We start from the raw sequence: 8,164 nt of genomic DNA, 5'->3' as shown, positions 1-8,164 counted from the left end.
CACGTCGTCTCTTTCAAAAAACCCAATCTCCTGCCCATCGCAGCCAATCTTCCGATCACGAAAGTCCACATATTGACCATCTGTTAATAGCACTTGATATACATGCAGGCATACCGTCTTATCTCCATAATCATGCCAAATGCGGCCCATCTTAGTGGTGGCATTCTCATTAATATCCAAACCCAGCTCTTCATCCACTTCTCGAATCAGTGCGGATATCGGGGATTCGGATTGCTCTATCTTCCCCCCGACAAACTCCAACTTGCCTCCTTGATGCTGATGGGCGTGTCGTCTGGCAAGTAAAAATTCATCGCCATACCTTAATACAGCCACTGCGACATGAATGGCTTTTTTTGAATTTAGGTCTATATTAGCCTTAAAATTACCGTTTGTCATTATTTTTATACCGTTTATCAGAAATATGATAAAAATTCTCAAATTTTGCAATTAGTATTTGCAATCTTTGGAAAATTTGCTATTATTAGCACAAATGATAATTATTGTTATTTAAAAATAAATAACATATGCAAGTTTAAAACAACTTATATAAATTATCATTTTGCGCTGTTTAAGTATTTAATTTTAATTAATCAAGCGCTTTATGTCCACAGTTTAAGCCAAAAGTGGCTCGGGAAAAAACCCGCAACCCACCAACCAAAAGGAAAACCGCCATGACTACGACAATCGCTCGCTACTTCAGTAACCGCGAAACCACTCGACTTCCAACCCTGCATTCTCAAAACCTGTTCGCGCTGACCAAGGAAGTGCGCATTGAGCATCAAGGTGAGGAATATCGTCTGCGCTTGACACGTAATAATCGCCTAATTTTAACTAAATAATATCACTCTATAAGAGCAGTCATTGCATGAATGACAGATCATAATCCATGCACAGCCATTTGGCGCAATGGATTAACAAACAATAAAAGCATTTCTCCAAACCAATAACACCGCAAAATCTGCGGTGTTATTGGTTTTTGGATTAATTTAATCCGTGCAATTATTTTATATTAAAACTTCCATCGATAAATCATATCGACAGTATTCTCAGCCGCGCTCGCCGCCTCAATATAAATGCGTCGTGTCAGCTGGTAACGCATGGACAGTTCAGATTCGGCATTGAACAAACCCACACCATAGCGGATATATAGATCAGGGCTGATATATCCTGTCACGCTCACGCTCGTATCATCAGAATTGCCCGATGCATCGATGGTAAGCCCCTCTAGACCAAATGCCTGACCGATCTGATTGGTAAGATTACGAGTGCCTGACAAGCCCAGATTCAGGCCTGCCGCAGCGAGGTTATTGGTGACCTGCGAGCGGAATCCTTGTTCTGAAATCTGACTGTCAGCCGATTCAGTGATGCGCCCTGTCACAATGGCGTTCATCGCCTGCTGCTCTGTCAAGCCCGCATCATTAAATACAGTAATGTCAGGGTTATTCGCCGTACCCTTGATGCGCACACCGACCGTCTGACCCTCGATTTCTTTTTCTGCTTCGATGGACAATCTAGGATTCGCAATATCGCCATTAAAGCGAATCTGTGCATAATTTAGCTCTAGATTCTGCCCAATGCCATCAATGGTAGTACGCTCTGACACCTGTACCACGCCCAATCCTCGCATCACTCCTTGATCAGCCTGAGTAATATGAAGGGCGCCCGCTAATGGTAATCGCGCACCCAACCCACGGAAAGTCACGTCATCGCCCAAATCAAGACCGATGTCTGCATTTATGCTCCATGGCGCAGTCACTGCCAGTACTTGCTCGATGTTGCCTGCGGCGCGGCGATCCAACACCGTCACATCAACAGACTCACTCACAATGTCTGCCGTCGCCTCAGGCGGACGAATGATGGCGCTTGGTACAGAGATGACGCCTTGGATGTCAATATATTTTTCAAAAGGACGAACGATCACTTCAATATCAGGCGTCATCTTAGCCGTTACTAGTGGCGGCTGACTCACGTCCAAATCCTCACCAGAGATGCGAAGGCGCGCCTGCAACGTCTGAGACCAATCAAACTCGCCCGACAGCTCGCCATCGCCCTGACCTGCGGTAAAATCACCCGTCAAGACAGCATTTGTGCCACGAATCTGAGCGTTAGCATTAATGTTACTTAGGTTAATCGGCACGCCTGCCACCGCAAGAACGCCATTACTTAGGTCGGCATTACCATAAAATAGCGGTTGGCTTAATGTGCCGCCCAGACCGCCTGCGATATTAGCCGTACCTGTTAGGGTTTGGAAATTCGGGAAAAACGGTCTTAATACCGCAAGATTAATGTCATTAATTAACAATGCGCCTGAGATTGGCTTTTGATTCCCTTGGAATGGATCGATCACCACATCAGCATAACCGCGCGCTGCCGATCCTGCGATGTCTGCACGTAGTTTTAGCCCTTCAGTAACGCTTTGGGCGATGATTGAGACGCGCTCATAAGACATCTCAACATAGGCACCATCTTGATCCAATCCCACGCGACCATTGTCCGAATACATGACCGCATTAACAGTAGGATTCGCCCCTTGCTGCCAATTCGCCTGCACCCTGCCATTTAAGGTAGACTGCCAATGAATGTCATCGGGTAATACTGCCGAGAATACCGACGTGTCTAGGTTCTGAACGACCAAGTTAACATTACCGCCGTTAGCCGAATATCGCAAAGTGTCTTGCAGGCAAATCAATCCTTGTTCAACATTATCAGTGCCTGTCGCTGTCCAACAATGCGCCGCCAAGGCAATGCTATTATCACTAATGCCATAGCTAAACTCAGTCGGCTGACGCTGGGTGAGCAGTCCGAATTTGCTTCGCAGTGCACCATCACTGAGTATGCCACGATAGCGTCTATTAGTCCGATCCAGACCGCCTTCCACCCTGGCATTAACCTCGTTATCAGGCGATTGCGTATTGATGGTCATGATGTGGCTTTGCTCTGTACCACGGAAATCCAAACGCGCCGAACGAATCACACGACCCAGAGCGATGATGTCTTTAACATCAACGAGCAGCTGACTGTCTGAATTGCCAAGATTGACAATCTTACCGAGGGCGCGCGCCTCCTGAGCGACAAAATCAGCCGTGCGAACGCCACCGGCTGCCACATCCACATACAATGTCGGCAGTGAATTACCATCATCCATTAAGATCACGCCGCCTTTAATCGCGCCTTGCGCATTTGGCAGGATTTGACTTAGGTCTGTGATGGACACACTGGTGGTCAGCTCTGATTTATCGCCATTAATCGCCAAGGCATTATCGCCTAAGCGGATGTTTAAATTATCAGCACTAAGCTTTTTGATGATGCCTTGGGTTTGGCGGGCGCTATTGTCAATTTGTCCACGCAGAGCCAATAATTCATCAACATTAGTCGGGGCTTGAGCGGTGATTTGATTCATATAAGCTTTCAAATCGCTTGGTAATGTCAAATCTGCAATCAGCGAACCTTCTGCACTAAATGACTGACCACGAAGCGTGCCTTTAAGATCCAGCTGATCTATATTTACCGCCTGAGATTGCTTGCGCCAGTCTCCACGCACTCTAAAACCGCCCGTCAAGTCGCTTGGCACATCCTGCACAAAAGCACCGACATTAAAGCGGTTCATGGTGGCAGACGCATCCCATGTATAGCCTTGTGAGATGTCTATAAAGCCGTTGGCGTGGAGTTCCCCAGCATCGCCCTTGTAGTCAAATGAACGCACATCATATCGCGCATCTTGACCTGCCACATCAAAAGACAACGCGCCTTTTGGCAGCTTATCATGGATGACTTCACCATCGAATTGCGCCGTCATATCTGATAGCTTCTGATTATCATAGCGACCTTTGGTGACCAAGTCGCCCGTAATCACAGCAATAAGGTTGGCGTTATCCCCGGCAAAATTCTTCGTATCAATCTCATCAAGACGAGCGCGCACATCCCATCCAATGCCTTGGGTCAAATCAATCTTGCCAGTCGCCGATGCCTTGCCAGAAGTCGTGTCCACATTCAAGCGACTGATCGTCATTAGATTCAGATCACCTGACGCCTCGATATCCACCTTGGCGAGCCCTACATGTGGCAGCATGCTCTGATTGACATCACCGTCGAATTTGGCATCAAAATATTTCACATCACTACCCATCAAGCGCACTTGCGCATTGGCCAAGCCTTTGATAGATACTGTCTCGTTATCAGCTAATGTCGCTGTCAGATCGGTGTGTTTTAGGTCGATGTCGTGAATGTTTAGCTTGCGATTTGAACGATCGCTGCGCATTCTACCCATGGCAGTAACATGCCCTGAGATCGCCTGAAATGGGGTTTTGTCAGGTGTGTCAAAATACGCATTGGGAATGAACCTATTGGTCGTAAGGTCAAATTGCCAAGCCAAAGGCTTTTGAGCGGTTGCCAAATCGATGCGCCCCACACCTGATAGATCACCAAGCACGCCATCATATTTAAAGTCGGTTAAATGAATGCGCTCGCCTTTTTCGATGTTCGCTTGCACCACATAATCGCCTTGCGGTGCAACAGACAGCTGCTTGATGTGACCGCGCGCATCGATGTAGGTACGCCCCTCTTCTAGGCGAATGTCGGCCGTACCGTGGGTGGAATGGATATTATCTATATTAGGAACATTGGCGCGAATGATATTGCGCCAATCAGCGTGAATCAGCCAAGGCGAGTTAGGATTATCCTGTGACTGCGACAGTGATGCGCGAATCTCTTCGCCATCTTTTTGATTCAGGTCAAATTCAAAGCGCGTGTGATTATTATCATCCAAATAATAATAAGTGACACCCAGATCGCCCGTTAATGTCTTAGGCAAGTACGCTTGGTAATCCTGATACTCAATCGGCAAGACTTCACGAACTTTGTAGCCATTACCGCTTAATGTCGCATGCAGCTCAAATTCATCCGACCACTCCATGCGGCCTTTGGCGGTCAAGGAACCGCTTGGCGTGTCCGCACGCAAATACGGAATGTCCATGCCGCCATCGCGTACCACCCCACGACCGCGATATCTGCCCGAAGGGATGTCTTTGGCGATAAGGTCTGTGTTAATGCGAAGTTCAATATTACTCACCACGCCATCAGCGGTAATGGTACCGTCTTTTAGGGTGATGTTCTGCTCGGCGGCATAGGGTAGCACCACTTCGTCAAAATTAAGCCTTGCGCTAAACGGTGAATTTTCATCCAATCCTTGTGCGATAAATTCGCCCTGAATGTCGCGTTCGTTATACTTTGAAGTTAATGTACCGAATGTACGCTTTAGCGTGCCTGATGCTTTGGCATGCAGCACGCCGAAATAGGCTTTTTTGATAGCGGTTACTTCCACATCGGCGGTCGCATTGAGCGGATAGTCGCCAGTCAGATCGATTTCGCCATGAATGCGACTGACAGCAACGTCATCATCATATCGAATTTTGGCGTCATTTAGCTTAATCTTCGTACCAGCCCAAGTGCCATCTTGCACATGGATGTCGTGTAGATAGATGGGGCTTTTGGTGGCCTGACTATAGATGATCTGCTTGGCGCTGGTGTTATCAAGCTTTAGCGTTACTGGCAAATCAATCGTCGCATAATCAAAAGGCTCGCCAGAGGGCGGTTTTTTATTGATGATGTTTAAAGTATCAATTTGACTGTTGACTAGATGCACTTGGCGCGCCAACACCGCACGCCAACCAAGCTGCACATACGCCTTATCGACTTGGATCTCAATGTTCTCGCCTTGGGCGATTTTGACATCTGACACCCACACACCATCTCTTAGATTACCCTCTGAGTATTTGAGCTGCGTGCCAGTTTCTAAGGCAATTTTTTCTAATAAGAACTTGGTCCCGCCTTGCGTGCCCATCGCATAAAATAGCAACACCAGCAATAACGCAAGCACCACAAGAAGCGTTAAAACAAGATAAAACAGATACGCTAGCCAGCTGCGTTTTTTTGGTGGCTTGGGTGATTTTGGTGCCTGCACGCTGACGGGTTCTTTAGGTGTGGACAAATCCGCCCCATGCGCGCGCTGGGCGTTATGATCATCAGGGCTGTGATTGGATTTGTCAGTCATATCAAAATCATCAAAAATATCAAAATAACGCGCCATTAAACCATAAGACGCCTAGTTTTTCAATCATGCATCAAAATGGCGTTCCGATGAAGAAATGCAGCTTAATCGGATGCCCTTCCTCCTTGACGCCTGTCGCCACATCAACTCGCACTTGCCCAACCGGTGATGCCCATCGAATGCCAAGACCTGCGCCGATTTTGGTTTCGTTCTTGAAGTTTTTATCGTAGGCGTTACCCACATCCGCGAACGCCGCCACACGCAGACCATTGAGCACTTCGTAGTTATATTCACCACTTGCCACAGCCAGCGCCTGCCCGCCTGTCAGGTAGCCTTTATCTGAGATGGGGGACAGGCTTTCATAATTATAGCCGCGAATGCTCTGATCACCACCAGCAAAGAAACGCAGCTTATATGGCACATCATCGAAATTATCCGCCCACAGATAGCCAGCATTGAGACTACCAATCACTTGATGAGCGCGATCCTTACCATAAGCATTATCACCAAAGCTATAAACACCGCCCACGCCTGCGCGCAAGATCGCCATGTTCGTATCGCTGATCACGCCTTTGGCGCCCACTTCAAGTGAATAATTCTGACGATAGCCTCGCATCGGATTTACCAGATTATCAGCAACTGTTTTGTTGATTGCAAAGCCTGCCAACAGCGCTTCTTGGGTTGGCTTACCATCGATGAATCGTACTGGCAAATCCTCCCAATACTCAACGGGTGCGCCCGTCTCAAGCTCATCCAAGCGATAACGCAAAGAATAGCTTCTGTTCCAGCCCGACTCTCTGATGATATTTCGGCTGATGCCATGTTGCAGCGTTCTTGTGCTTAGATCAAACGTTCCTAAAGCACCGCCAATCTTCTCTTCGTCATAACTCAAAAAAGCCCGTAATTTATCATTTAAAGGATGACTCATCGGCTTCGTGGCGTATAGACTTAAGCCTTTTTTGTTTTCTGAAAAACGGACATCCGCGCCTGCCTGGTAGCCGCTTTTATTGATGAGGTTATGCTCAAATTTAGTAATGAGTCGCACACCGCTGTCAGAGCCCCAACCCATACCGATCTGCGCGTCTCTTGGCTTATCCGACATCACGAATACATACAGGGGCACTTTCTTGTCAGCATAGACATCCTGCCTAGACTTACGACCTTCTAACACTGGCAGTTCTGCATCTTCAGGAATGTTTAATTCATCCGCAGATTCATCGGGCAAAATCATCTTCGCCACACTACTCACCGCATCACTGATTCGCCCTAGAATGCTGCGCGATTTTTTACGGGTGTCGGTTACCAGTAGGCGATCATCAGGCATGTTATATAGCCTTTGGGCTTTTTGGGTAACGCGCGCAAGCTTATCTTGAATGACCTCAGAAGTGGTAAATTCAATTGGCGCCACTTCCATGCTCACGCCATCGCCCAGATCGACAATCTCGCTAGCATCGTCAGAATTGCTCGCCGCGCTCTCAAAAGCAACTTCGCTGTTGGCAGGTTCAGGGCTTGGCAGCACCAGCTCAGTATTCACCGCATTAAAATATCCCGTCGCGAGCAGATTATTACTTAAATTACGGGCAGCGGTGCGGTTATAGGCATCACCCATATTAAAGGTGACGAGTTTTTTTAGTAGCTCTGATTTAACGGGCAATTTGGCAGGATCGGTGGTCAGCTTACCCGTCTCATCATCAAAGGTAAAAAACACCACCTCGTCAAATTCATATTGCTTACCGCTGTCATAGACCAAGCTGACATCGGCAACGCCATCAGGCAAAATGACATCGACTGAATTATTCAGCCATTTGCCATCAAAATAACCCTCTTCAGCACTCACATCAAGGACGCTCGATTTTGCCGCTTCGTAGTTGCCATGATGGAATATCTCATCTTGGTTTAGCTTGGCATCGTTCATCGCCTTTTGGTAAGATGGGTTATCAGCACCCTCTCCGCGCACTTCAAGCACTTGAGTTGCGACACGTACAGGCTCGCCAATGTCGTTAATAATCACATTAACTTTGCCAGCACCAACCTTGGTAATCTGCATGTCCACATCATAATAACCCACCGCGCGCGCTGCCGAATCCGCCGTCTGACGAAGTCGGGGCAATGCACTAT

At 47.5% G+C, this 8,164-nt stretch carries 4 protein-coding genes; 1 reads left to right on the top strand and 3 read right to left on the bottom strand.

All coding sequences use genetic code 11. The features are described 5' to 3' along the window. A partial coding sequence (locus GY683_RS08945) for an NUDIX domain-containing protein (protein ID WP_297288396.1) occupies positions 1–396 on the bottom strand: 396 nt, incomplete at its 3' end. Between the two features lie 275 nt (positions 397–671). Here GY683_RS08945 and hemP point away from each other — a divergent pair. After that, the gene (hemP, locus tag GY683_RS08940) at positions 672–839 is read left to right on the top strand and encodes a hemin uptake protein HemP (RefSeq protein WP_080702126.1); all 168 of its coding nucleotides are present in this window, start codon (positions 672–674) and stop codon (positions 837–839) included. Between the two features lie 170 nt (positions 840–1,009). On the opposite strand, the gene GY683_RS08935 is transcribed toward hemP, so the two are convergent. Together GY683_RS08935 and GY683_RS08930 are read right to left on the bottom strand one after the other, a co-directional pair. Then, complete coding sequence (locus GY683_RS08935; RefSeq protein ID WP_297288395.1) at positions 1,010–6,049, bottom strand: translocation/assembly module TamB domain-containing protein; 5,040 nt, start codon at positions 6,047–6,049, stop codon at positions 1,010–1,012. Between the two features lie 70 nt (positions 6,050–6,119). Beyond that, positions 6,120–8,164, bottom strand: a 2,045-nt coding sequence (locus GY683_RS08930; RefSeq protein ID WP_297288394.1) for an autotransporter assembly complex family protein, incomplete at its 5' end; no start/stop codon positions are given.

The sequence above is a fragment of the Moraxella sp. genome (assembly GCF_024227015.1).
Taxonomy (GTDB): Bacteria; Pseudomonadota; Gammaproteobacteria; order Pseudomonadales; family Moraxellaceae; genus Moraxella.
This window is presented reverse-complemented; position numbering and strand designations above follow the sequence as displayed.